Source organism: Rubrilithobacter danxiaensis (assembly GCF_047272945.1).
Taxonomy (GTDB): Bacteria; Bacteroidota; Bacteroidia; order Sphingobacteriales; family Sphingobacteriaceae; genus Rubrolithibacter; species Rubrolithibacter danxiaensis.
The window spans coordinates 25460-51122 of record NZ_JBKOPS010000018.1 but is presented as its reverse complement, the minus strand read 5'-3'; the positions used below and the strand labels follow the sequence as shown (position 1 = coordinate 51122).

Below are 25663 nucleotides of genomic sequence, written 5' to 3'. Positions count from 1 at the left end.
AATAAAACTGAATTTAAATGGAATGAGCCCGATGGAATATCGAGCTCATTATTACAAATCTAATAACTAAATTCGTCCAAACTTTTGGGGGCAGTCCAGTTTTATCAGCCTCCTTTTATTTTTATCATTTTGCTTAATTCTTCTTTTACCCCTCTATTCATCTAAATAATACTATTTTTGTTCCTCGAATAAAAATCACACGCGTATGTGATTTTATAATTAATTATTTTTTGAACAGAAATCATAGTTGTAGATGATTAACATTACACTTCCCGATGGTTCGGTTCGTCAGTACGAATCCGGAACATCTTCTTATCAGATTGCGCTTTCAATTTCAGAAGGATTAGCACGTAACGTTTTAGCAGCCGAAGTTAACGGACAGGTTTGGGATGCGAGTCGCCCTATTGAACAGGATGCCACAGTAAAACTTTTAACCTGGAATGACCTGGAAGGCAAAGCAACATTCTGGCATTCATCAGCTCATTTAATGGCAGAAGCTTTAGAAGCCTTATATCCCGGAACTAAGTTTGGAATTGGACCTGCTATAGAAACAGGCTTCTATTATGATGTAGATTTCGGTGATACCGAATTTTCTTCAGACGATTTTAAAAAGATCGAAGATAAAATGCTGGAACTGGCAAAAACAAAAGCTGATTACATCAGAAAGCCGGTTTCAAAGGCGGAGGCTATCGAATATTTTACTGAAAAAGGAGATGAATACAAGCTGGATCTGATAAAGGATCTTCCTGATGGCTCTATTACTTTTTATACCCAAGGCAATTTCACCGATTTGTGTCGTGGTCCGCATATTCCTAATACCGGCTTTATTAAAGCTGTAAAATTAATGAATGTTGCCGGAGCATACTGGCGTGGGGATGAAAGCCGAAAGCAGCTTACCCGTATTTATGGTGTTACCTATCCAAAGCAAAGTGAGCTTACCGAATATCTTCACATGATTGAGGAAGCGAAAAAAAGGGATCATCGTAAGTTGGGCAAAGAGCTCGAATTATTTACTTTTTCGGAGAAAGTCGGACTGGGATTGCCTTTATGGCTTCCTAAAGGCACTGCTTTACGGGAACGACTTGTTAATTTTCTTCAAAAAGCACAGGGTAAAGCCGGATATGAACAGGTGATAACACCGCACATAGGCCATAAGAACCTATATATTACTTCCGGACATTACGAGAAATACGGAGCAGATTCTTTTCAGCCGATAAAAACTCCCCAGGAGGGCGAAGAATTCCTGCTAAAGCCAATGAATTGCCCGCATCATTGCGAGATATATAAATCAAAACCACGATCTTATAAAGATCTTCCTGTTCGTTTTGCCGAATTTGGAACTGTTTACCGCTATGAGCAAAGCGGAGAGCTTCATGGTTTAACAAGGGTAAGAGGATTTACCCAGGATGATGCGCATTTGTTTTGTCGCCCTGAACAGGTAAAGGAAGAATTTAAAAAAGTTATCGACCTGGTATTGTATGTATTTAAAGCGCTGGGTTTTGATAATTATACTGCTCAGATATCTTTACGCGATCCTGAAAATAAAACAAAATACATTGGATCCGATGAAAACTGGAAACTGGCAGAACAGGCAATTGTTGAAGCAGCAGAAGAAAAAGGCCTACCAACAGTAGTAGAGTTAGGAGAAGCAGCTTTCTATGGGCCGAAGCTTGATTTTATGGTAAAGGATGCGCTTGGAAGAAAATGGCAATTGGGAACTATTCAGATAGATTACAATTTGCCGGAAAGATTTGAGCTTGAATATACCGGAAGCGATAACACAAAACACCGTCCTGTAATGATTCACCGGGCACCTTTCGGATCGTTGGAACGGTTTGTTGCCGTTTTGATTGAACATTGCGCCGGTAACTTCCCATTATGGCTTACTCCAGAGCAATTTATCATTTTGCCTATCTCGGAAAAATTTGAAGATTATGCAAAAAAAGTTTTAGAATCCTTGAATAATTCCGATATTCGCGGCTTGATTGATTTGAGAGACGAAAAGATCGGTCGCAAAATTCGCGATGCTGAGGTGAAGAAAATACCTTTCATGCTTATCATAGGAGAGAAGGAAATGAACGAAGGTATGGTTTCTGTAAGAAAACATGGCCAGGGGGATTTAGGAAGCATGACGATACAAGCATTTAAAGATCAGTTAATTAAAGAAATAACAGTTTAATAAATAAGTTAATTTGGCATTAGGAAAACCAGGTTTCAGTGGTCCCCGGGGGCCAAGACCTCCGTTTAAGAAAAAAGAAGCGGAACATAATATTAATGAGTTCATCAGATCTCCTCAGGTCCGTCTTGTAGGTGATAATGTAGAGCAGGGGATTTTTTCTTTAGCAGAAGCCCGTGCTATTGCGGAAGAACAAGAACTGGATCTGGTAGAAATCTCCCCAAATGCAAATCCGCCTGTATGTAAGGTTGTTGATTACAACAAGTTTATATACGAGCAAAAAAAGAAGTTAAAGGAAATTAAGGCCAATGCAAAACAAACGGTAATTAAAGAGATCCGTTTCGGGCCTAATACCAACGAGCATGATTTTCAATTTAAGTTGAAACATGCCATTAGTTTCCTTGAAAATGGTGAAAAAGTAAGAGCGTACGTTCATTTTAAAGGTAGAGCCATCGTTTACAAAGAACAGGGTGAAATTTTACTTTTAAAATTTGCTCAGGCTCTGGAAGAAGTGGGTAAAGTAGAACAGTTACCTAAGTTAGAAGGTAAAAGAATGTTTTTAACGGTTGCTCCAAAGGCGGCAAGTAAAAAACAATAATTGAAGGTGCACAAGTAAATGTGCAGTAGTTATTTAAATAAAATCGTAATTCGTAAATAGATTTATTATGCCAAAAATGAAAACCAATTCCAGTGCTAAAAAGCGTTTTAAGCTTACTGGAACAGGTAAAGTTAAAAGACAGCACGCATTTATGAGCCACATCTTAACCAAGATGTCTACAAAGCGCAAGCGTAACTTAGGACACAGCAGCTTAGTATCTGACGCTGACCTTGGAAACGTAAAAAGAATGCTTGCAATCGGAAAGTAATAATTAATTTTTTAACCAGGCCTGCGGTCCCGATAGTAGTTGGGATAAGCTCGCAAATGCGACGCCGTCTGCCAAAAAACAAACAACATGCCACGTTCGGTTAACGCAGTTGCGTCAAGAAGAAGAAGAAAAAAGATCTTAGGTTTAGCCAAAGGCTATTGGGGATCAAGAAGCAAGGTTTATACCATTGCAAAAAACACAGTTGAAAAAGGTTTACAATACGCATACCGCGATCGTAAAACCAAAAAAAGAGAATTCAGAGCCTTATGGATCCAGCGTATTAACGCGGGAGCACGCCACCACGGAATTTCTTACTCTCAGCTAATGGGTAAGCTTGCAGCAAATAATATTGGTTTAAACCGTAAAGTTCTTGCAGATTTAGCAATGAACGAACCGGAAGCATTCAAAGCAATAATTGATGCAGTAAAATAAAAAGAACCAACAGTAAAATTAAAAGGGAGCTACAAACATAGCTCCCTTTTTTGTTTCTTTATGTTTCAAATTATTTACTATGGATTTTGGTTTTATTCCCCCCCATCAGTTAGATCAGGTGAATTTTAAATTACCTGCAGATTCAGAACTTACCAAACGGGTTTTGCCAGGAAAACGGGTTAACGTTAAAACGGAAGTATATATTGGTTGTGCAAAATGGGGGAGGAAAGAATGGGTAGGAATGATCTATCCTGAAAAAACTAAGGATGCGCAGTTTCTGGATGAGTATGTAAAACATTTCAATAGTATTGAGTTGAATGCGCTGTTTTATATGATGCCGGCAAAGGAACAGATTAGGAAATGGAAAGAAAAGGCAGAAAAAGAGCAGAAGAATTTCAAGTTCTGCCCTAAATTTACGCAGACAATCAGTCATATAAAACGTTTAAAAAATGCTGAAGAAGCTACCGATCAGTTTTTAGCTGCCGTGTCTGAATTTGGCCAATTTCTGGGACCTTGTTTTTTACAACTGAGCGATAATTTTGGACCTAAAAATTTCGATATTTTAAAAAGCTATCTTGAATATTTACCGCAAGACTTTGAAGTTTTTGTAGAGGTCCGGCATAGAGATTGGTTTTCTGATGTAGTTGTGCGAAAAGAGCTATTTGAAATGTTGAGATCTGTGCAAAAAGGAGCGGTAATAACCGATGCCAGCGGCCGTAGAGATTGTTTACACATGGAACTTCCGATTCCAAAAGCATTTATTCGTTTTGTAGGTAATAGCCTTCATCTTACCGATTATGCCCGCATTGATGAGTGGGCTGCAAGAATAAAAGTATGGGTTGAGCAGGGATTGGAAAGCGTGTACTTTTTCCTGCATCAGCACGATGAAAAGGACACCCCTATACTGGCAGACTATACGGTACAGACAGTTAACGAATTGTTGAATATTTCGTTAGAAAGTCCGAAGTTTATTAAAACCTCCTGAAAATCTTACACTGCAATTATTTTATATCATACAAAACCTACTAACTTAGTAGATATAATGTTTAACCTATAAATTAAATACTATGAGCTTACGATTAGGCGATGTCGCCCCAAATTTTAAAGCAGATTCATCTGCGGGAGAAATTGATTTCTATGAATTCCTTGGAGATAGCTGGGGAGTTTTATTTTCGCATCCTGCAGATTATACGCCGGTATGTACAACTGAATTAGGCAGAACTGCCGCATTGGGTGATGAATTTAAGAAAAGGAACGTAAAAGTACTTGCATTAAGTGTTGATCCCGTAGATAAACATCACGGATGGATTAACGATATTAATGAAACACAAAATGTAGAGGTTAACTTTCCGTTAATTGCTGACCCTGACAGAAAAGTGGCAGAGCTTTACGATATGATCCATCCCAATGCATCTGCAACGGCTACAGTGCGTTCATTATACATTATCGCCCCCGATAAAACCATTAAACTGATGATTACTTATCCTGCATCAACAGGCCGTAATTTCCAGGAAATCTTACGCGTTATTGATTCATTGCAATTAACGGCAAATTACAGCGTAGCAACTCCGGCCGATTGGAAAGAAGGAGAGGAAGTAGTAATAGTTCCGTCTATTAAAACAGAAGATATTCCTTCCAAATTTCCAAAAGGATATCGCGAAGTTAAACCATATTTACGTATGACACCACAACCTAATAAGTAGTGCTGATATACTTGAATTAGAATAAATCTTTATATTTGAATACGTTTATCACTGTTTTCAAGTCTATCTGATTAATAAACCTTTCTTTTTCAGGAATTCTTAAACGGCTGATTAGGCAGAATTTAATACAATAATTTATGAAAACTGGAAAAGTAAAATGGTTTAACACCCAAAAAGGTTATGGTTTTATAACTGGAGAAGATGGTAAAGAAATCTTCGTTCATTTTAAAGATGTACAAGGCGGAGTAAATAGCTTACGTGATAACGATGATGTACAATTTGAAGTTGCCGAAGGCCGCAAAGGCTTGCAGGCTGTAAATGTGAGAAAAGTATAAGTTGTTATATACCATACAAAAAAAGCTTCGGAATTACCGGGGCTTTTTTTATATCCTTTCTGCATGTAGTGTTAACAGCTCAGATTCAGAACCTGTACAAAAAATTAAATAATCGGTGCCACCATCAGCTAATTTGTGTTTCTTTTTTAACTGTTCGGGGCTCGAAGGGAAATTTCTGGTAATAATATTCGCTTTTTTTATTCGGGAGTATTTGATAAAATCTTTGTAGCTGCCTGCAGAAACAATTTTAAATTTTCTTCCTGGAAAGGAGTTTTCCAGGTTTTCTGAAGTGTATAAATGAGTATTGGGATGAAGTTTTTTTATTTCGAGCCGCTTTGTTATCAGTTTAAAGCATCCTGCTTTTAACAGGGCTACATCGGGTTCATACAAAAACCTTTCAGGTTTGCTGTAATCTACCTGTGCAATTGATTTTTCTTCCGAAAAGTTAAAAGAAAAGCTTTGTTTTTGCTGCTCGTTCAGTAATACACATTTTACTGCTGCTTCTCCTTCAAAATCTTTATCAATAACCCATAAAACTTCTTTACAATCATTTTTTACGCTGATAATATGTATTTCACTTACATTAGCGAGTTCTTTTAATCCGGATTGCAGATCAATTAAAGGAGAGGTTTTTATAATTAATCGCCTGGTTTTGGAAAGTAAAAGTTTAAAATTGCTAACCACATCCGGTTCACAATCTTTTAATAAAAATACTTTTCGGTTTTCAACTCTCCGTGCAGGATCAATATAAATCGTATCAAAAATTGTATCTGTATTTTGTAGATAATTAATTCCGTTGCCGTTTATAAACCGGATGTTTTTTGCATCTAAAATTTTGGAGTTATATTGTGCAATATCTGATAGATCAGGATTTAATTCACAATGAATAAGCTCATTGACTTTAGAGGAAAAGAAATATGAATCTACGCCGAATCCTCCTGTAAGATCAATCAGACAGCCTCCTATTGCCAGTTGTGATTTATAAACAGCCGTAGCCTCCGACGAAGACTGTTCAACAGCGAGCTTTGGGGGATAATAAATTTGAGGCGTATTAAACCAGGTGGGCAATTTTTTTTCGCATCTGTTCCGGCTATCAATCTGCTCAGCAATTTCTTTTGAGCTTACAGTTGCAAAAGGACTTTTTTTTAGCAGAATCGGGTTAACATCAGAAGCAGTGTGTTGCCTGATAAATTCCTGTACTTCACGATCTAAAATAGAAGGATTCAATCTTTTATAACTAATTGCGCTGTATTTCTGCTTATTTGCTCCATTAATATTGTTTTTCCTTCAGATAGTTCGTCTATTAAATTTTGCTTTGGATGACGAACTGTAAGGAGTTTAAGGCCTGTATTGTATTTGAAATTATAATAATCTTTTAACTGTTCCTGTATTTTTTCAAACCGTAAGTCGTTAAAATCAAAACATGCAGAAAAACTGATTGCCGAATTCTGGATCATGTTTATTTTAATGTTCATCTCTGCAAAGACTTTAAAAATATCGCTTAAATGATTTTCTGTAATAAATGAGGAATCCTTTGTGGTAAGCGAAATTAATACTTGTTCATTTTTAACTATGATGGCAGGAGTTTTAATAACTGAATCAGTAACGTTTTTAACAACGGTTCCTTTTTGCTCGGGGAACATAAAAGGCTTTACGTATAGTGGAATGTTAGCAGCTTTTAAAGGCTTTATTGTTTTGGGATGAATAACCGTAGCGCCGTAGTAAGTCATTTCAAGCGCCTCAGTATAGCTGAGTTCCTCGTATTTGAGGGTATTATTAAAAAGTTTAGGGTCAGCGTTTAACACTCCGGGAACATCTTTCCAGATAGTTACTGCCTCTGCGTTAAAGCAGGATGCAAAAATGGCGGCGGTATAATCAGAGCCTTCCCGCCCCAGTGTTGTTGTGTAATTTTCCGAAGTTCCGCCGATGAATCCTTGTGTTACGCAGCAGCTTTTTGAGATATTTTCGTTGAGTTTTTGAATGGCAGATCGTGTTTTATCCCAGTCTACCTGTCCCTCGCGGTACGTATTATCTGTGTGAATATAGCTGCGGGCATCCAGCCACCTTGTTTGTATTCCCTCCTGTTCTAAATAGGCGGCAACAATTTTACTGGACACAAGTTCGCCGAGAGAAACAATCTGATCGTACACAAAATCATGGTTTTCTGCTGGTTCTTCTTCTATAATCCAGTCAATCTCTACAAAAGTATTAGCTACTTCGTCGAAAACTTTGTGGTTGTGGGCGAAAAGATTTTCAAGAATGTGAAAGTGGTAATCTTTTACTGCACTAAATATTTCATTTACGTTTTCGTCCTGATTGATATAAGATTTGGTAAGTTCTTCTAAAGCATTGGTGGTTTTTCCCATTGCCGAAACAACTATCAGCAGGTTCTTATTGCTGTTTAGCTTTACTATCTGAGCTAGGTTTTTTATTCCTTCGGCATCCTTAACAGATGCTCCGCCAAACTTAAATACTTCTGTCATTGGAAATGTATTCTGGTATATCGAAATCCTGTAACTGCTCTTTAGACAAACTTGCATTCAACCAGCCCGCTTCCATAGCAGCCTCGTATTTATTATAGAAGTTTATAGCAGGCTCATTCCAGTCGAGCACCTGCCAGCTCATTCCATTAAATCCTTTTTCTTTTGCCTCCGCTATCATAATTTCAAAAAGCTTTTTGCCAATACCTCTTCCTCTAAGTTCTTCTGTAACAATAAAATCTTCCAGGTATAGCCGGCAGCCTTTCCAGGTAGAGTATCGTATGTAATACAAAGCAAAGCCTTCTATTTTAGTATTTGCTTCTGCTACATAAGCTTTCCAGACGGGATTTTCTCCAAAGCCGGCAGTTTCAAATTCTTCTAAAGTAACTGTTACTTCCTGAGGAGCACGTTCATATTCTGCAAGTTCACGAATTAGCTCAAGCAAACGCGAACAGTCTTCTTTTTTCGCTTCGCGGATTTTTATCTGCATTCGTAGGATGATTATATTTTAATTGTTCTTCCAGTGCGGAATTACTCGTTTACCGAAAATAGTACTTCCTAACCTGATCATGGTGCTTCCCTGTTCTATCGCAATTTTGTAATCTGCCGACATTCCCATCGAGATTTCTCTGAAGTAGTCGTTTTTACGGAAAAAACTTTGCTTTATTCCCTCAAAAAAAGTTTTTAATTCATAAAACTCATCCCTGATCTGCTTTTCATTGTCGGTATTTGTTGCTATTCCCATAAGCCCGGTTATCCGTATGTTTTTTAACACAGCAAATTCTTCCGAGCGGAGCAGTTCTACAGCCTCATCAAAGTCAAGACCAAATTTTGTTTCTTCGTCGGCAATGTGAATTTGCAACAGGCAATCAATAATACGTTTATTTTTAGCTGCCTGTTTATCTACCTCCTGTAACAATTTTAAGCTATCTACAGAATGGATAAGATGAACAAAAGGAGCAATGTATTTAACCTTATTAGTTTGCAGATGGCCTATTAAATGCCATTCTATGTCCTGGGGTAATTTCTCCTGCTTTTCCGCTAATTCCTGAACCATGTTTTCGCCAAACACCCGTTGCCCAGCATTGTAGGCTTCCATAATCTCCTCGACAGGTTTTGTTTTAGATACAGCAATCAATTTTACCTTTGCTGCTTCTGCTTCTTTCTTAACTGCTAATAAATTGGCTGCTATGCTCATTTATGCTTAATTTTACATCTTATTAATAGCCGACTAAATTACGAATGAACCGTTTAATACCCTTGCTTTTACTGTTGTTTTTTTTTCAAAGCTGTTCAGATACCGTCCCTAATGGAATAATTGCAAAAGAGAAGATGGTAAATGCTTTAACAGATATTCATTTGGCAGATGGCTATGTAAATTCGGTGCCGCCAGATTCGGCGAGAAATGTAACACCTGTTTTATACCAGTCTATTTATAAGAAATATAACACAGATTCGGCTGGATTTGCACAAAGTCTAAAGTATTATACAAAATCGAACGAGTTAAAAGATATGTATCTGATAGTGCAAAAAAAACTGGATTCGCTTCAAAAGAAAGAAGAAAAGGAAGCAGAGAAAATGCGTTTGAAACTCGAAAAAGAGGAAAAAGAAAAACAGAAAAAAGCAGAACAGGATGCTAAAAGAAAAGCAGATTCGATAAAGAAAGATAAGGAGCAGAAAAGACTGCAGAAAATTTTTAATAAAAAGAAAATCATGTCGCAGGATTCAGCAAAGAAGCCAGGAGCTAAAAAGTAGAAATGATTTACCCCGAAAACGCAAAAGATAAATTAGGATTTACAGAGATAAAAGAACTGATTAAAGGGCATTGCCTTAGTGAAATGGGCCAGCGGATGGTTGACAAAATTCAACCGATGAGCAATTTTGATCAGATTAATAAGTTTCTTCGCCAGACTTCAGAATTCAGAGATATTTTGTTAAATGATGCCCCCTTGCCAATTCATCATTTTTATAATATCCGAAATTTAGCTGAGAAAGCACGGATAGAAGGTGTTTTTCTTACCGAAGAGGAATTTTTTCATGTTTTGCTTTCATTAACTACTGTATTTTCTGTTATTCATTATTTTAATGAACGGGAAGGGCAGTATCCGAACCTGGAGGCGCTTTTTGAACATCTTCCAATAGAGAAAGGTATAATTCGTAAAATAGAAGCAATTATCGATCAGAAAGGAAAGATAAAGACGAACGCTTCAAAAGAACTTCAGGAAATAACTTCAGGTATTGCAAAAGCCGAACTTGAAGCAAGAAAACGGATAGAATTTATTTTTAAAAGTGCTCAGAATAGCGGCTGGACAGCCGATGGAAATTTAACCATTCGTGACGGGCGTTTATGTATTCCCTTACTTGCAGAGAATAAACGAAAGTTAAAAGGCTTTGTTCACGATGAATCAGCTTCGGGGCAAACAGTTTATGTAGAACCCGAAGAAGTTTTTCATTTAAACAACAAGGTACGCGATCTGGAGTTTGATAAAAGGCGGGAGATTGTGAAAATACTCACGGCCCTTACAGATGAACTGCGGCCGTATGTTCCGCTACTTCTTTCGTACCATAGTTTGCTTACCAAACTGGATTTTGTTCGGGCTAAATCCTTATTTTCAATTGATGTGGAAGCCGAACTTCCTGAACTGCTTAATGAGGCTTCAATTGAACTTGTAAATGCACGACATCCGATATTGCTTCTGAATTTTAAAAAAGAAAATCATACTGTTGTTCCTTTAAATATCAGTATTAATGAAAAACAAAGGGTAGTTGTAGTTTCGGGCCCCAATGCGGGAGGGAAGTCTGTGGCTATGAAAACGGTGGGGCTTTTACAGATTATGGTGCAGGCAGGATTGTTAATTCCCGCAGACGGGCATTCTAAAGTTGGAATTTTTAAGCAAATTTTTGCAGACATAGGAGACGACCAATCCATTGAGAGCGATCTAAGCACGTACAGCGCCCATCTTTCTAAAATGAAGCACTTTACTGAAAATTCAAATGGCAAAACACTGGTACTCATAGATGAATTCGGAACAGGTACTGATCCTCAGTTTGGCGGGCCTATCGCAGAAGCAGTTCTGGAAGCATTGAACCGGAAAAAGATCAGGGGAGTGATTACCACCCATTATTCCAATCTTAAGATTTTTGCAAATGCGACAGAAGGACTGGAAAATGCTTCGATGCTTTTCGATAACCTTGAAATGCGCCCGCTATATATTCTGGAAACAGGAAAACCGGGCAGTTCATATGCTTTTGAGATAGCACAAAAGATAGGGTTGCCGCAATACGTTGTTCAATCAGCAAAAAATAAGATTGGAGAGCATCAAAAGCGGGTAGATACGCTACTTGTAGATCTGGAACGTGATAAAAAGGCTTTACTGGAAAACCGGATAGCACTCGAAAAGCAGGAAAGAAAAGTGAAGACACTGCTTGAACAAAACGAAAAGCTGAACGTGTACCTGGAAGAAAACAAAAAATCAATACTGAAAGAGGCCAAACAACAGGCTCAAAGTATTATTCTGAACGCAAATAAGCTGGTTGAAAATACGATATCAGAAATAAAAGAAAGCAAAGCTGATAAAGTAAAAACACAGCAACTAAGGCAGAATTTGCAGCAGGAATTGCGTAGAAATGAGGTGAAAGAAGAAAAGAAAGCTACAGTAAAGCCTGAAACAGATGAACTCGCTGCCGGCGATTGGGTTAAACTTTCTGATTCGAATACTATTGGCCAGGTTATAGATGTTGCAAAAGACAATGTTATACTTGCAATGGGTGATCTTCGGTCAGTAGTAAAACGGAAACGGGTACAAAAAATAAGCAGACAGGAAGTGCCTAAAGAGATCAGAAAATCATATTCATCCGCTATTTCAGATAGTATTGCTCAATTTAAACCTGAACTGGATGTGCGAGGCATGCGTGGAGAGGAAGCCTTGTATGAAATAGAAAAATATTTGGATAAGGCAATTATGATGGGCTTTCCGAGTTTGAAAATAATTCACGGTAAAGGAGATGGAATACTGCGGAAACTTATTCGGGATTATCTGAGGAAATATTCGCAGGTAAGCAGGATGGAAGACGAACATGCGGATAGGGGCGGCGATGGAATTACGTATGTTTATTTGCAGTAATTTATAACGGATTTTTATCGTAGGTTAGGTTGCCGGAATTCGCTTTCTTCGTCATTGCGAGCTAGCGAAGCAATCTGTATCGTAAAGGGAGAACTAAAAAAAGAAACGAAGAGGTTGCTTCGACACCTAAGCTTAGTCCATCTTTCTGTCTCGAAATAACGTGATTGGTTCGTAGCCGTAGGTAGTAATTTCAGTTCAACTAAGAGTATACGTATAATATTGAGCTAATTTATATATTCGTTTATGGAAAGGGGAGGATGTGTTTACATTATGACTAATAAAAATCGGACAACTCTTTATACAGGGGTTACATCTGATTTATTATCAAGAGTATCTCAACATAAAGCTCATTTCTATTCTAATAGTTTTACTGCAAAGTATAATTGTACCTTATTAGTATATTATCGGTTTTATTCTACTATTGAAGAAGCTATCGCAGGTGAAAAGCAAATTAAGTCAGGAAGCAGAAAAAAGAAAGTTGAGCTAATTTATTCGCTTAATCCTGAATGGAAAGATTTATTTCATGAATTATAGAACCCTGTTATTTCCGCAGTATGTTCATTTTTTGAATTAACTGATTTTATCCCCTCATTGTGAGCGCAGCGAAGCAATCTCTATTATACAATCAAAGAAGAAACATAGAGATTGCTTCGACACCTCCAACTCAATCCATCCCTGTCTCGCAATGACGGGACAGATTCGTCTTGTATAAATTAGCTTTATCCGTCATCACGAGCGCAGCGAAGCAATCCTTATCATACAGACCTTAAAACTTAAGCAAGAAACGTAGAGATGTTTCGACACTCCGAACTCATCAATCTCTGTCTTACAATGACGTAATCCGCTTTTTAAGCTCTTTAGAGATATTTTCCGATAATTCTATAAGATACTGCTCCGATTGTGCATTGTTCTGAATTACCGTATGACAGGTACTTTTATAGGGAAGCAGAAATTCTTCATAGGCGGGGACAACATGGTTTATCCATTTGTACAAAATATCTTCATGGGAATAACCTCTTTCTGTTTTATCCCGTTCTAAACGTCGTTGTAATGCAATGTCGTTATCAGCATCAATAAAAATAGTAAGGTCAAGAAGAGAAGCGATTTTTTCAATATAAAGAATAAATAATCCTTCTATTATTAGAATTGGTGCAGGAAATATTTCAAGCGTTTTAGATTTTGCCGCAGGATTATTAAAGGTATACTGTTGTTTTTGAACTTTTTCTCCTTTTATTAACTTCAATACGTCTGCAATGAAATGCTCCTGGTCAATAGCGGAAGGAAGGTCGAAATTATAAAGTTTATTTTCTTCTGCACTTAAGTCTCCTACCGGAATATAATAGTCATCCTGTGAAATAAGAGTTATTTCTGATTTTTTAAAATGATGAAGGAAGCAATTCAGGAAAAATGTTTTTCCTGAACCGCTTCCCCCTGTAATGCCAATAATAAAAGGTTTATTCATTTGGAACGCCGTACACTAAGCTCACCTGAAATCTTTTATCTAAAGCACCTAAAAGATCGGCAGTGGCTTTTGTAACAACGATTACAACATCTTTTGTAGTTTCATTTTCAGTAAACCGTCCTACCACTTTTGCAAAAGTACTTCTGTCGGTCATTGGATTTGTAATTTTAATGATAGTGCCCACAGGTGCCGTACGATGCAGCACAAGCATTTTAGTACTGTCCAGATTTTCGTCTGCAATCCATACGGCTACTCCGCGTTCATCAATTTCACGTAGTCCATAACGGTTTGTGTGCACCCGCTGTTTGTCAGAATCTGTACTGTCATTATCGGCTACAACGGTATTGTCCTGCACGGTAGTGGTTGGTACGTAAACTACGGTAGGTTTACTTTCTTCTTTTTTAGGAGGTGTATCCGAACTTTTTCCCGGAACTTTAATAAGCTGCCCTATGCTTAAAGAATTACTTTTAAGATGATTTAATTTTTTTATTTCTTCTATGGTGGTGCCAAATCTTTTTGCAATAGCAAACAATGTTTCTTTAGGACCTACTTTATAATCAATCAGAGGATCTTCGGCTATTTGCGAAGGAATGTTGGCCGGAACAGATGAAGAAGCTGCGGTATACGGACGCTCGGTAGGGACTTTTATAATGGTGCCGATATGTAAGGCGGTATTGTTATTAAAACTGATTATATCCTTGGGGGAAACATGGTATTTCCTGCCTAAAGAATAATAGGTTTCCTTTGCTTCGATTTTATGAATAATAATTTTTTTTCCATTGTTGCTTTCTGTTCCGATAGAGTCGATACGGGTAGCGGCAACTGACTTTAGTGATAAGAATGTTAAAAGAAAAAGTAATAAACGTATCTGCATTTAAATCTGGTTAATATATATAATTATAATAAATAACAAACAATTTCGTGATTACTGCCTTTTACGGCAAAAAGATAATCAGGTTGTATGAAGAACGCTTCCGGGTTTAATTTTTGTATTCCGGATGCTAAAATATCCTCCTGCAATATTTCAGCGCCAGACGAAATTAATAATACCTGTGAAAATGAACCGCCTTCTTGCATATGAAATGACCAGCATTCCTTTTCACTGATCTTAGTATAAAATAAAGGACCGGCTATGTTTTCAGGAATAAACGCCGGCAAAGGTGAAGTGCCATTCACAATATCGGGGAATACAATGTTACGAGTAACTGGTAAATAGTGTTTATCGGGCGAATTTATATATTCTCCTGTTTCAAAATCCAATAGTTGTAGTTTTTTTAACTGAAGAAGCGGATTATACGCAATTAAGCCCTCTTCGGAAATATCGTGTAATGAGAGGTGAAAAACCTGCCATTTTATTGCTCCTGTATGAATATCAAGTGCAATTATTCCTTTATGTTCGGGTGAACTTTCAGACATATATCCATGAAGGAATACCGTATTGTTATAGATTCTGTCTAAACTCCACCAAAACCCGTGTTCGGTAGTCACTTCCCTGATTAGTGTTTTGCCGGTCGCATAATTAAAAGCAGAAAAGTGTACAGCTTTTGAAGCCGCATCGCGGGTTTCAATGGCGATATGGCTGCTGCTTGCATCCGTTTCGATTTTCCATATTATACCATTGAATTTTTCCGCAAGGGTTCTCAATACCATAGCTTCATTAAACTGCTGCAAAAATAGAGCAATAAAGCGTAGAAATGTTAAAATAATTGAAATGTAATTATAGAAACAGCAGCCAAACAATACGAAAGGGAAGAGGTTTAATTAATAAAAAATTAGAACTATGAAAGCTGAAGAAATTGGATTGGAAGAAGTAAAAGTTAAGCCCGTTGTTGACCAGCTAAATGAATTACTGGCCAATTATCACATTCACTATCAAAAGCTGAGAGGCTGCCACTGGAATGTGAAAGGAAGAAACTTTTTCTCTCTTCATGCAAAATTTGAAGAACTATATACTAATGCAATAACATCTATTGATGAACTTGCCGAACGTATTTTAACTTTAGGAAAACCTCCTTTAAGTACGTACCAGGAGTATATCAATCATTCGCAGATAAAAGAAATTAATACTGTTGGTTTGGAAGATACCGCACTTGTTTCTGCAATTCTGGATGATTTTACTACTTTGATTGAAATAGAAAGAGAGATAATGGAATCTACAGCAGCAAACGGAGATGACGGAACAAATGACCTGATCAACTCTTTCATGCAATTTAAAGAAAAAAACACCTGGATGCTTAGAGCTTTTTGCGGTAAAAGCTAAATAATAAAGGATGCCTGAAAAGGAGTAGTCATTACGAAAGAATGAAATGATTGTAACATATTAATTGTCACAATACTTCGTTTTGATTATAATTGAACTATTCATTTTTAGGCATCTTCTCTAATTTCTTTCCTCTCATTCTTTCCGCATAAACTTTTAATACCTTTGCCTTAATGGCTTATAAAAGTTTAGAATCCTGTATTCTTGATCTTGAAAAGAACGGACATTTAATCAGAATCAGAGAAGAAGTAGATCCATACCTGGAGATGGCTTCGATACATTTACGGGTATTTGAAAACCAGGGGCCGGCAATTTTTTTCGAGAACATAAAAGGAAGCAGATTTCCTGCTGTATCCAATTTATTTGGCACTATTGACAGGTCCCGGTTCATTTTTAGAGATACGTTGGAAAAGATTAAGGTTTTAGTGGATTTAAAGAACGATCCGCTTAAAGCAATTAAAAATCCTTTTAAATATTTTAATGCAGGCCTAGCTGCTTTTTCTGCCCTTCCGCTTAAAAGTAAGCTGAATGCGCCAATCAACTTCGGACGTACTACCATTTCTGAACTTCCCCAAATTGTAAACTGGCCACAAGATGGAGGTGCATTTATCACGATGCCTCAAGTTTATACAGAAGATGCAGATAAACCGGGTATTATGAATGCGAATTTAGGTATGTATCGCATTCAGCTATCAGGTAATGAATATGAAATAAATAAGGAAATAGGACTGCACTACCAGCTTCACCGGGGTATCGGAGTACACCAGTCTAAAGCAAATGCTAAAGGAGAGCCTTTAAAGGTAAGTATTTTTGTAGGAGGGCCGCCGTCGCATCCTTTAGCAGCTGTAATGCCTTTACCTGAAGGCTTATCCGAGTTAACCTTTGCCGGTGCATTGGGCAACAGGCGATTCAGGTATTTTTACGATGAAGAAGGCTTTTGTATCTCTTCTGACGCCGATTTTGTAATTACCGGTACTGTTTATCCACACAAGGTTAAGCCGGAAGGACCTTTTGGCGATCATCTTGGATATTATAGCCTTAAACATGATTTTCCTTTAATGAACGTGCACCGTGTTTATCACCGTAAAAATCCAATATGGTCTTTTACTGTGGTTGGAAGGCCGCCGCAGGAAGATACCAGTTTCGGAGCATTGATTCATGAGATAACCGGATCAGCCATACCAAGTGAAATTCCGGGTTTACACGAAGTTCATGCAGTAGATGCAGCAGGCGTTCATCCCCTTCTTTTTGCTATCGGCAGTGAGCGTTACACTCCTTATATAAAAGAACGGCGACCGCAGGAAATATTAACTATTGCAAATCATATTCTTGGTAAAGGCCAGTTAAGTCTCGCCAAATATCTTTTTATTGTTGCTAAAGAAGATAACCCCGGTTTGAATATTTATAATGTTCCTGATTTTTTGCAGCATGTGCTGGAGCGAATTGACCTCACCAGGGACCTGCATTTTTATACAAAAGCTACTATTGATACGCTTGATTACAGCGGTACTGACTTAAATTCAGGTTCTAAAGTGGCTTTTGCAGTAGCAGGAGAAAAGAAACGGGAACTTTGGAAGGACATACCAGAGGCGTTTTCTATGCCTGATTCTGTTTCGAACATTAAACTTGTAATGCCTGGCATCCTTGCTGTAGAAACAGCGGTATACAGCAATGCAGAGCAAACGAAAAAAGAGATTGCCACACTTACTGACAATTTGAAAAACATGGACTTAAGTGGCTTTCCACTGATTGTTCTCTGTGATAATGCTGGTTTTACTTCCGCATCGGTCAATAATTTTTTATGGGTTACGTTTACTAAAAGCAATCCTTCACATGATGTTCATGGAATTGGTAGTTTTATTGAACATAAGCACTGGGGTTGCACAGGCCCGCTGGTTATTGACGCGAGAAAGAAACCTCATCACGCTCCGGAATTAATTAAAGATCCGGCTGTAGAAAAAAGAGTGGACAGGCTGGGGGAGAAGGGTGGTTCTTTATTCGGAGTGATTTAAGGGTTAATAAAAAAGGATCGCTTGGCGATCCTTTTTTATTAAGTTATTTTATTTAAAAACGGGTGCCTATTGTTAAAAATACACCGTTTGTATTGTTTTTTATTGAAGCAATGTCTCCGCTTCCTGTATCCTGAAAATAAAGATAGTCTTCTGATATGGTATAGGGTTTATCAGTAAACTTCCTGGTGCTGTTAACGTAAGTGGCATCAATATAGAAGTTGTTCATTCTATAACCCAATCCTCCGGAAACAGCAGTGCTGGAAAAATCTGAATTTTTATAAGGATTGCCCTGGGTGTTGTATCCCGCTCTCAGATACAGGTTATTCACTTTATACTCTCCACCTACACGGAAATTAACTGCAGACTGATAATTAGTACGTATGTCATCATTTACACTGGTAGTTGTTGAATTCTCATTTGAAGAAAAATGCATGGAAGCATAATCAACGTATTCAACATCGCCGGAAATTAAACCCTGGCCAAAAATTAATGCTAAGCCTCCGTTTATTTTATAAGGGGTGCGCAAGTTGTAATTATAATCGTAAACTGCATCATCAAGATTTGGAGCAGGATTTGAAGGACTGTTATTACCAAGGGTATAACGCGTGTTAAGGCCTTCTGCATAAGAGTCGTCTATTGAATACCAGGTAGGCGTTGCAATAGTTGCACCAATTCTGATGTTGCCAGTGGGACGATAGATGAAACCCAGTTTAGCATTTACTCCTGATCCTTCTGTTATCTGGCTGGAATGATAGGATAATGAATAAGGGGCATCCAAATAATTCCTCAACGCGTTGCTTATTGTTAGATAATCAGGAAAATCCGTTTCTCTTAATGTAAGTCCGCTTTCTATAAATTCCCGGTCAGCGTTATAGGTTAATGAAGTAAGCCCAAGGGAAGCGCCTATGTAGAATTTATTGCTGTAGTTTGCACCAAAAGCAAAGTTTACCTCAGATTGAGATCCTGTGCGATAAACCACGTTACTTTGTTGTCCGTTTATATCAACGGTAGGAAAGTAACCGTTGTACACAGAATTGCTGTCGTCGTAATCAATAAGGTAATTCTGATAAGCCATATCAGTTAAGTCGCCCTCAGAGAACGGAACGATATTGCCATTGTCTGCAAGAAAATCTGCGAAGGAGCTTCGGGAATTTACTCCTGCATAACTCATCGTTGTATTAAAATTGTTAGTCTTGTTATAGCCGATTCCAAAATTGAAACTAAGCCAGCCGGTATTTAAATCGCTTCCTCTTGATTTTCTGACGGCACTGTGCCATACGGCTCCCAGTTGAGTAAGTCCTAATTTATCTAATTGAGCGCTGGAGTTTTGATTAAAGTAACTGCCGGTAAGATTGCTGTTGTTAAAATCTAAAGATAAACTGATATCTGATTTGGTGAAAAGCCCTAAACCAGCAGGGTTTCCGGACAGGGAGCTTAAATCACCTCCGAGTGCAGTTTGTGCATTACCTAAGGCTTTAAAACGAGCGGTTGCACCCTGTTCAGCCTGCGAAAATCTCAGGGCATCCTCAGCGTACTGGGCAGATGCACTGAAAGCAGGCAATAAAAGGGCTATAAGAAGGATATGATTCTTCAATTTCATGTTTAAATTGTTTAAAAATTAATTTTTATCTTCCACCTCTTGAAGGTCGTCCGCCTCCGCTGCTTCCGGAAGAACTTCTTCCTCCGCCACCTGAACCACTGTTAGACGGCTGATAAGATGGAGCAGGCCGGCTTACTTCAGTTCTTTCAGGACGTGAATACTCTGGTCTTCTTTGTTGTTCACGGGGAGCTGAAGATTCTCTTGGAGCACGAGTTTCCTGGGTTCTTGTAGGCCTTGATGGTCTGTTTGAAGTGCCATTTCCTGCAGGTTGTGTACTGCTTGTCCTGTCATTGATGCGGCCGTTAGAATTAGGTGTTGCCCTTTCAGGCCTGCCTGAGCTAATAATGCCAGCATTGCCACGGTTAGGATAATAACCCGAATTACCGTAGCCGGTAGTTTGCCTGTTAGGACGGCTTCTGTAGTTAGGGCTGTTGTAAATAGTTCCTCTACCGTATCCGTAATATGGATTGTAATATCCTCCGTATCCATAACCAGGATAATAACTGTAGTAAGATACAGGGCCCCAGTAACGGTTGTAGTATGGGTAACCGTAGCTGTAATAATAGTAATCATTCCAGTATCTTGGGCCGAAGCTTAAGGAAAAAGATATTCCTGGCCTATACCAGCTATTAAATCCATAATCAAGCCACGGATCGTAACGATAACTATAATTGTAGTAATTATCGTAATAACTTCTCCAAGGTGTATTGTAATAAAACCGGTTTAGCCGGGTAGCATAGTCGCTATCATAATAGTAGTCGTCAGATGTGTAATCGTCTGCATATTGTTCACCACCATATAATTGCTCGTCGGTTCTGTAATCCTGTTCTTTTTCTGAATACGCAGGTTTGCTGTACTCTGGTTGTTCTTTAGCTTTAGCTTCAGTGTAATACACATCGTCGTTCGTATTATTTTGTGCAAGCTTGCTGGTAGAACATGCTCCAAGTGCCAATATGACCATCGAAGCTACTCCTAATGTAAATATCCTTCTCATCACTGTTGCGTGTTTATGTAAAGTTTGTTTTGGTTAATTTTATACCTTTGGGATGTAAAATTACACGAATAAATATACAAAATTAATTCCAATTTATAAGACAATCCGTATGAGTAAAGGTTTAACAAGCAGAGCTGAAGATTATTCCCAATGGTATAACGAACTTGTTACCAAGGCCGACCTGGCCGAACATTCTTCTGTAAGAGGTTGTATGGTGATTAAGCCATACGGTTACTCTATCTGGGAAAAGATGCAGGCCGCTTTGGACAAAATGTTTAAAGATACGGGCCATACAAACGCTTATTTTCCTTTATTTATACCCAAATCGTTTTTTTCAAAAGAAGCTTCGCATGTGGAAGGATTTGCAACAGAATGTGCTGTTGTTACACATTATCGGCTAAAAAATGATGGGGCAGGGAATATTATCGTAGATGAAGACGCCAAGCTGGAAGAAGAACTAATTGTACGTCCTACCTCAGAAACCATTATCTGGAACACATACAGGGGATGGATTCAATCCTACCGGGATTTGCCTCTGTTAATTAACCAGTGGGCTAATGTGGTGCGCTGGGAGATGCGTACCCGGTTATTTTTAAGAACAGCAGAGTTTTTATGGCAGGAAGGCCATACGGCACATGCAACTTCCGAAGAAGCAGTTGCAGAAGCTGAGCGCATGCTGGAAGTATATGCGGATTTTGCTGAAAACTGGCTGGCAGTACCGGTTATACGCGGAGTAAAAACGCCCAACGAGCGTTTTGCAGGAGCATTGGAAACGTATTGTATAGAAGCATTGATGCAGGATGGCAAAGCCTTACAGGCAGGTACATCGCATTTTCTCGGCCAAAACTTTGCGAAAGCATTTGATGTGAAATTTACCAGTAAAGAAGGGAAGCTCGATTATGTTTGGGCAACTTCATGGGGAGTTTCTACCCGTTTAATGGGAGCGTTGATTATGGCTCATTCAGATGATGCCGGGTTAGTTCTTCCTCCTAAATTAGCGCCACTGCAGGTAGTAATTGTACCTATCTACAAAACGGATGAAGAGCTGAAAAAGATTTCTGATATAGCAGATGACCTTATTCAAAAACTAAAGCAGAAAGATATATCGGTAAAATACGATGACCGTGATACGCAGCGTCCTGGTTTTAAATTTGCAGAGTATGAATTAAAAGGAGTTCCAGTACGTATTGCGATAGGAGGGCGGGATGTTGAAAACGGAACTGTGGAAATTGCCCGGCGGGATACCAGAGAGAAAATGACCGTTTCACAGGAGAATCTGGATATACAGATTGAAAATCTTCTTCGGTCTATACAGGAAAATATTTATCAGAAAGCCTTAAATTTCAGGGAGGAAAATACTACCGAAGTCAACTCGTATGAGGAATTTAAAAAAGTTCTGGATGAGAAAGGCGGATTTATTTCAGCGCACTGGGACGGGACACCGGAAACGGAACAACGAATAAAAGAAGAAACCAAAGCAACTATTCGTTGTATTCCACTAAATAATAAAGCAGAAGAAGGCGTTTGCATGTTTTCAGGAAAACCTTCTAAGCAAAGAGTGTTGTTTGCAAGAGCTTATTGATTTGTATAGTTATCCGATGATTACAATTCATCGGATAACTATATTTTCTTTTATCTGTTTCTTCTGCCTGGCAAGTAGATCTGAAAACCTAAAGCAACTCCTAGTCCGGAGATTCCGCCGCCGGTATTGATATCCGCTTTTGTATAGTTGTAACCCAGCGTACCTTCCAAAGCAACGTTTCTTACAACAAAATGAGCGTACCCGGCTTGCGCTCCTAAAAGCAGTGATACGGGCTCATCCTGCTGGCTGTCTTTCATTGAACTTCCTGCAATACCCGCATTTACCTGTCCGAACCATCTTCCTGTAGGACTTGAACCTTCCGGAAGGTAGTAGCGGATAAAAGGAGTAACTCCATAATTTACTGTATTTCCTCCGTCGTAAGCACTTAAACCCAATATAACCTGAGCGCCTATCGCTGTGCGATTATTAACAAAATAACCTGCCTGAGGCGCTATATTGATGTTAAAGGTTTCGGTAGAGAAGTTGAAACCTAAAGAGCCTACACTTCCACCAACCAACCAGTTGCCGGCAGCTATAGAAGTTGCCGCTGTTGCCGACGAGGTTTGTGGGGTAGTGGTAGTTACCTGGGCCAGAGCCGGAAGCATAGCGACCGAGAAAGCTGTGATTAATAATAAACGTTTCATAAGCATGATTTTTAATTGTAAATACTAAAAAGGGAACATGCACAAAACATCATTGTTTCTATTTTTTCAAGCTTTTTGCTGTAAAATATCAGACTTCAAGCAAATAGAATGGAGTAGTGTAACCGGCCTTTTGCAGAATCGGTTTTGCGACGTTAAAAACCCTTACCCCTCCTGATGTTTCGCCTTCTAAAGTCCCTACATGTGCATGGCCGTGAAAGGCTGCCACTACATTCCTTCTGCTTAAAGGTTCGGCCAGGCGGGATGAGCCGAGGAAAGGGAATATTTGCTCCGGTTCGCCTATAACTGTGGCTTTTATGGGGGAGTAATGCAAAACCGCAATTTTTTTAATATTTTCATATTCCTGATCCAGGCGTGCAAGTGCCCTGTCTAAATGAAGTGCTTCATCAACAGCTTCCTGTACAAATGCTTTCATTGCTCCTTCACCAAACATAGAGAGCATATGATGATCAAACCCGCCCCCAAATCCTTTTACTCCTGCAAACCCCACTCCAGCAATAACAATGGCTTCTCCGTCGAGTATATGCACGTTGTCGTTCTGGACGATCTGTCTGATCAGTTTATGCCTTCCTTTTTCGTAGTCGTGGTTTCCCAAAACTCCAACTACCGGAATGGAACAGGCTTTTAATTCTTCAGAAAGCAATTGAGCTTCGCCTTCGTCGCCTGTGTCTGTCAAATCACCGCAAATTAAAAGTACGTCAGCCTGTCGGGAAGCTTCCTTGAAATATTCTGTCCATTTCCCTTTATCAGTTTCACGGACATGAATATCGCCTACAGCGGCAATTCTGATCTTTTTATTCTCTTCGGTCATAGCTATATGGTTTTGATGGTAGTTACCTTATAATCCCATTCTTTAATATCAATCTTATATTGGGTTTGATCGATAATTGGCCCTCTGGAAACTTTTTCCAATGCAGCAGGGATATCGTATTGTTCTTTTGCTCGCTCTATTAATTCATCAAAAAGCCATCTGGGAATTATTTCGTGATAATCTGCCGGATAAACAAACTGAAAGATGAGTATCTGTGACAGCAGTAAATGCCAATGCTGATCCAAGCGGAATAGCAAGCGCTTCCAGTCAAGATTTTTACCGTATTTCAGCAAAATATGATTGATGTCGGCTCCGTCAAACCGTTCCCTGTTCTGAACGTATATTTTACACCAGATAAGTTCTTCTGCGGGAATGAACTTAACAGCCACTCCAGCAAATTCACCATTTGTTGCATGCTGATACCAACTGTCATCTACACGGCAAATGTTATTTACTGTATCAAAGATGATGTCAATAAAATATTCTCCTTTAAAAATTTTAGCCAGCCAGCGGGCATCTGTCAGTTCGGTTCGGAATCCTTTATCTGCAAAGAACTTTAGTATCTTAGGATATTCGCTTGATTTGCAGAAAACATCCAAGTCTTTTGTATCCCGATAAATGCCCGTGTAATTGAACATGGCGAAAGCTCCACCTAACATAAAGTCGGCTCCGCTTTCATGTAATAATTCAAGTGCTTCTCTATAAAAAGCGTGAGCTTCCTGTCTTTGCTCGTCTGTTGTGATCATGGTTTATTTTATTTGATAAAATATTTAATAACCTCATTCTGTTTGCCTGATAAGTTTTTTTGTTCAGAATTAACGTAAATGATTTCATTATCATAGTTTGAGAAATTATATGCCAGCACAGAGGAGCTAAATCGGGAAGTGTGTTTCACAATTATTGGCAAGGTAATTGGAGTATTTATCAAAATAATTATTAATCTATCTACGGAGGACAAAACATGGCAACTAATTTAAATCCCGCTCACACAGAAGGACCAGTAGCAAAAGCTATCGAAGAACAAACAGCAAAATTACCTTCCGACACCTTTTTATGGCTGGCATTAGGTTCAATGGGAGTTTCATTAACACTTCAACTATTAAAGCAAAAAAATAAAAGTCTATTTGTAGGACAATGGGCAGCTCCTTTCCTGCTTTTAGGTCTTTATAATAAACTCGTGAAACTTGAAGGCCACGATTAAAAGAATTTTTGGTTTAGTTTTGAGTTAAGTATTTATTCTTCCGCTCTGTTAGGGGCGGAAGAATAATCAATTTTTACATTCTAATACTATGGAAAATACGATAAATAATTTGCCTCCAGATCCCGATGATGACAAGGAAAGGAATGATACAGCTGGCCCTGATGACGATACTATAGGAGAAAATACAGAGCTTACACCCCTGGCTAAAGATATATTAAAGGATAAAGATCAGAAGGTTGAGGCTAAAAATAACCAGGAAAACAAAGACTTTTCAGGAGAAGATGGGTAGAGGTACTCTGCATGATTCAAGAATTCCAAACTTGGTAAATTCCTTAAATATTTTCTTTCTGAGATAATTTTTTTTAAAAAGGTAGTTTAAAATGATATAGAAGAGGATCTGTAACAAACAATTCTTAACCTGAATGCGTTAGTTTTTTGTTAGCGATTAATTCTTCTTCTATGAAAAAATCATTTTTACTATCCCTTTTTGCTGTTTCGATCTTAATTTCTGCCTGTACAAAAGATAAACTTCCTGGACCTGCTGAAGATTATAAAGAAATAATTGAAAAAAGATCTGTTTGGTATATGTTTGACGAGATGCATCAATATTCTGATTCATCTGATCAATCTGTGGTAAATGATAGTATCCATTATGCAGTTCCAACCGGTACAAAATACATATTCAAAGATGATAAACTGCAGGTAGGGTCAGCAACCTATAACTACTATTTTGTGGTAAGTAATGGAAAAAATTTCATTTCTATTTTCCCCGAAGGTAAACCGAGTCAGTTAAATACATTTGAAATAATTTCTGCCGATTCTAAGTTGATGAAGTGGCAGCAGATTCAGAAAGACGTAAGCTATAATAACAAGTCAGGACTTAAGGGAATTTATAAAGTGAATTTCCATTGTCCTTGTACTGAATAAGATTAAAAAGGGCTGGTAGTTACTTTCTGCCAGCCT

At 38.3% G+C, this 25663-nt stretch carries 28 protein-coding genes; 16 read left to right on the top strand and 12 right to left on the bottom strand.

Going from position 1 to position 25663, the window contains the following annotated elements; genetic code table 11:
* Positions 1–253: 253 nt before the first annotated feature.
* From thrS to ACLCDL_RS17140, 7 genes are all read left to right on the top strand, one after another.
* The gene (thrS, locus tag ACLCDL_RS17170) at positions 254–2179 is read left to right on the top strand and encodes a threonine--tRNA ligase (RefSeq protein WP_423149646.1); all 1926 of its coding nucleotides are present in this window, start codon (positions 254–256) and stop codon (positions 2177–2179) included.
* A gap of 13 nt (positions 2180–2192) precedes the next feature.
* Positions 2193–2774 (top strand): translation initiation factor IF-3, encoded by a 582-nt coding sequence (gene infC, locus ACLCDL_RS17165; RefSeq protein ID WP_423149645.1) that lies wholly within the window; start codon positions 2193–2195, stop codon positions 2772–2774.
* Positions 2775–2841: 67 nt separating this feature from the next.
* A complete protein-coding gene (gene rpmI / locus ACLCDL_RS17160) occupies positions 2842–3042 on the top strand; it encodes a 50S ribosomal protein L35 (RefSeq protein ID WP_423149644.1) in 201 nt (66 codons plus the stop codon).
* Between the two features lie 87 nt (positions 3043–3129).
* Complete coding sequence (rplT, locus tag ACLCDL_RS17155; protein ID WP_423149643.1) at positions 3130–3474, top strand: 50S ribosomal protein L20; 345 nt, start codon at positions 3130–3132, stop codon at positions 3472–3474.
* A gap of 79 nt (positions 3475–3553) precedes the next feature.
* Complete coding sequence (locus tag ACLCDL_RS17150) at positions 3554–4459, top strand: DUF72 domain-containing protein (protein WP_423149642.1); 906 nt, start codon at positions 3554–3556, stop codon at positions 4457–4459.
* An 82-nt stretch (positions 4460–4541) separates the two neighbouring features.
* The gene (locus ACLCDL_RS17145) at positions 4542–5177 is read left to right on the top strand and encodes a peroxiredoxin (RefSeq protein WP_423149641.1); all 636 of its coding nucleotides are present in this window, start codon (positions 4542–4544) and stop codon (positions 5175–5177) included.
* A gap of 137 nt (positions 5178–5314) precedes the next feature.
* A complete protein-coding gene (locus tag ACLCDL_RS17140; RefSeq protein ID WP_423149640.1) occupies positions 5315–5512 on the top strand; it encodes a cold-shock protein in 198 nt (65 codons plus the stop codon).
* Positions 5513–5560: 48 nt separating this feature from the next.
* Here ACLCDL_RS17140 and ACLCDL_RS17135 read toward each other — a convergent pair whose 3' ends face one another.
* From ACLCDL_RS17135 to ACLCDL_RS17120, 4 genes are read right to left on the bottom strand one after another with little or no spacing between them, the layout of a single operon-like run.
* Positions 5561–6739: a class I SAM-dependent methyltransferase gene (locus ACLCDL_RS17135; protein ID WP_423149639.1), complete on the bottom strand. Its 1179-nt coding sequence runs from the start codon at positions 6737–6739 to the stop codon at positions 5561–5563.
* A complete protein-coding gene (locus ACLCDL_RS17130) occupies positions 6736–7995 on the bottom strand; it encodes an aspartate kinase (RefSeq protein WP_423149638.1) in 1260 nt (419 codons plus the stop codon). The genes ACLCDL_RS17135 and ACLCDL_RS17130 overlap by 4 nt, the downstream gene beginning before the upstream one ends.
* Positions 7979–8482, bottom strand: coding sequence for a GNAT family N-acetyltransferase (locus tag ACLCDL_RS17125; RefSeq protein ID WP_423149637.1), 504 nt, complete (start codon positions 8480–8482; stop codon positions 7979–7981). Before ACLCDL_RS17125 ends, ACLCDL_RS17130 begins: the two co-directional genes overlap by 17 nt.
* Positions 8483–8500: 18 nt before the next feature.
* Entirely contained in the window at positions 8501–9190 is a 690-nt protein-coding gene (locus ACLCDL_RS17120; RefSeq protein WP_423149636.1) for a YggS family pyridoxal phosphate-dependent enzyme, read from the bottom strand.
* 44 nt (positions 9191–9234) lie between these two features.
* Here ACLCDL_RS17120 and ACLCDL_RS17115 point away from each other — a divergent pair, with 44 nt between their 5' ends.
* The 3 genes from ACLCDL_RS17115 to ACLCDL_RS17105 all read left to right on the top strand — a co-directional run bounded on the left by ACLCDL_RS17115 (position 9235) and on the right by ACLCDL_RS17105 (position 12650).
* Positions 9235–9747, top strand: coding sequence for a DUF4296 domain-containing protein (locus tag ACLCDL_RS17115; RefSeq protein WP_423149635.1), 513 nt, complete (start codon positions 9235–9237; stop codon positions 9745–9747).
* A gap of 2 nt (positions 9748–9749) precedes the next feature.
* Positions 9750–12116, top strand: a complete 2367-nt coding sequence (locus ACLCDL_RS17110; RefSeq protein ID WP_423149634.1) for an endonuclease MutS2 — start codon at positions 9750–9752, stop codon at positions 12114–12116.
* Positions 12117–12359: 243 nt separating this feature from the next.
* Positions 12360–12650, top strand: coding sequence for a GIY-YIG nuclease family protein (locus ACLCDL_RS17105; RefSeq protein ID WP_423149633.1), 291 nt, complete (start codon positions 12360–12362; stop codon positions 12648–12650).
* Positions 12651–12942: 292 nt separating this feature from the next.
* Here ACLCDL_RS17105 and ACLCDL_RS17100 read toward each other — a convergent pair whose 3' ends face one another.
* Genes ACLCDL_RS17100 through ACLCDL_RS17090 form a run of 3 tightly spaced genes read right to left on the bottom strand, consistent with a single transcriptional unit; the run spans position 12943 to position 15228 of the window.
* Positions 12943–13578, bottom strand: a complete 636-nt coding sequence (locus tag ACLCDL_RS17100) for a uridine kinase family protein (protein ID WP_423149632.1) — start codon at positions 13576–13578, stop codon at positions 12943–12945.
* A complete protein-coding gene (locus tag ACLCDL_RS17095; RefSeq protein ID WP_423149631.1) occupies positions 13571–14452 on the bottom strand; it encodes a septal ring lytic transglycosylase RlpA family protein in 882 nt (293 codons plus the stop codon). The genes ACLCDL_RS17100 and ACLCDL_RS17095 overlap by 8 nt, the downstream gene beginning before the upstream one ends.
* A 23-nt stretch (positions 14453–14475) precedes the next feature.
* Positions 14476–15228: a DUF4905 domain-containing protein gene (locus ACLCDL_RS17090; protein WP_423149630.1), complete on the bottom strand. Its 753-nt coding sequence runs from the start codon at positions 15226–15228 to the stop codon at positions 14476–14478.
* A gap of 130 nt (positions 15229–15358) precedes the next feature.
* Here ACLCDL_RS17090 and ACLCDL_RS17085 point away from each other — a divergent pair, with 130 nt between their 5' ends.
* Positions 15359–15838 carry a Dps family protein gene (locus ACLCDL_RS17085; protein ID WP_423149629.1) on the top strand — a complete coding sequence of 160 codons (480 nt, stop codon included), beginning with the start codon at positions 15359–15361 and terminating at the stop codon, positions 15836–15838.
* 173 nt (positions 15839–16011) lie between these two features.
* Positions 16012–17850: a UbiD family decarboxylase gene (locus ACLCDL_RS17080; RefSeq protein ID WP_423149628.1), complete on the top strand. Its 1839-nt coding sequence runs from the start codon at positions 16012–16014 to the stop codon at positions 17848–17850.
* Between the two features lie 52 nt (positions 17851–17902).
* Here ACLCDL_RS17080 and ACLCDL_RS17075 read toward each other — a convergent pair whose 3' ends face one another.
* Positions 17903–19450, bottom strand: a complete 1548-nt coding sequence (locus ACLCDL_RS17075; protein WP_423149627.1) for an OmpP1/FadL family transporter — start codon at positions 19448–19450, stop codon at positions 17903–17905.
* A gap of 25 nt (positions 19451–19475) precedes the next feature.
* A complete protein-coding gene (locus ACLCDL_RS17070) occupies positions 19476–20444 on the bottom strand; it encodes a hypothetical protein (RefSeq protein ID WP_423149626.1) in 969 nt (322 codons plus the stop codon).
* 109 nt (positions 20445–20553) lie between these two features.
* Between ACLCDL_RS17070 and proS the strand changes: the two genes are divergently transcribed.
* On the top strand, positions 20554–22026 hold the full coding sequence (gene proS / locus ACLCDL_RS17065; RefSeq protein WP_423149625.1) for a proline--tRNA ligase: 1473 nt from the start codon (positions 20554–20556) through the stop codon (positions 22024–22026).
* A 50-nt stretch (positions 22027–22076) separates the two neighbouring features.
* Here proS and ACLCDL_RS17060 read toward each other — a convergent pair whose 3' ends face one another.
* The 3 genes from ACLCDL_RS17060 to ACLCDL_RS17050 form a co-directional block, all read right to left on the bottom strand.
* On the bottom strand, positions 22077–22670 hold the full coding sequence (locus tag ACLCDL_RS17060) for a hypothetical protein (RefSeq protein ID WP_423149624.1): 594 nt from the start codon (positions 22668–22670) through the stop codon (positions 22077–22079).
* 88 nt (positions 22671–22758) lie between these two features.
* Positions 22759–23499, bottom strand: coding sequence for a metallophosphoesterase family protein (locus tag ACLCDL_RS17055; protein WP_423149623.1), 741 nt, complete (start codon positions 23497–23499; stop codon positions 22759–22761).
* 2 nt (positions 23500–23501) lie between these two features.
* Positions 23502–24245: a nucleotidyltransferase gene (locus ACLCDL_RS17050; protein WP_423149622.1), complete on the bottom strand. Its 744-nt coding sequence runs from the start codon at positions 24243–24245 to the stop codon at positions 23502–23504.
* Between the two features lie 215 nt (positions 24246–24460).
* Between ACLCDL_RS17050 and ACLCDL_RS17045 the strand changes: the two genes are divergently transcribed.
* The 3 genes from ACLCDL_RS17045 (at position 24461) to ACLCDL_RS17035 (ending at position 25627) form a co-directional block, all read left to right on the top strand.
* A complete protein-coding gene (locus tag ACLCDL_RS17045; protein ID WP_423149621.1) occupies positions 24461–24700 on the top strand; it encodes a hypothetical protein in 240 nt (79 codons plus the stop codon).
* A gap of 88 nt (positions 24701–24788) precedes the next feature.
* Positions 24789–24989, top strand: a complete 201-nt coding sequence (locus ACLCDL_RS17040; protein WP_423149620.1) for a hypothetical protein — start codon at positions 24789–24791, stop codon at positions 24987–24989.
* A 170-nt stretch (positions 24990–25159) separates the two neighbouring features.
* Positions 25160–25627, top strand: a complete 468-nt coding sequence (locus tag ACLCDL_RS17035; RefSeq protein WP_423149619.1) for a hypothetical protein — start codon at positions 25160–25162, stop codon at positions 25625–25627.
* Positions 25628–25663 lie beyond the last annotated feature (36 nt).